Origin of the sequence: Synechococcus sp. ATX 2A4, assembly GCF_024346375.1 — a bacterium.
Lineage (GTDB): Bacteria > Cyanobacteriota > Cyanobacteriia > PCC-6307 > Cyanobiaceae > MW101C3.
Window position 1 is genome coordinate 1 of record NZ_JAGQCV010000042.1, and the last position, 217, is coordinate 217.

A 217-nucleotide genomic window follows, 5' to 3' on the forward strand; every position below is an offset into this window, starting at 1 on the left:
TGCCGGTTACCAAGGCATCGAGAAGCGCCCTGAAATGGAAGGCAAGAGCACCACCTTTCGCATTGCCATGCGACCCGGGAAAAGGCGCGCCTTGCCCGATACAGCCGAGGGGCGACTGGATGATCTTGTTGAGACAGCCAAGGCTCATATCCGTGCCAAGGGTGAGCACCCATTCCGCGTGATCAAGCAGCAGTTCGGATTTCAGAAGACTCGCCTA

Annotated in this window: 1 pseudogene; it reads left to right on the top strand. The window is 57.6% G+C overall.

From position 1 onward, the window contains the following. Positions 1-217, top strand: a pseudogene (locus KBY97_RS14875) (IS5/IS1182 family transposase); the annotation flags it as partial.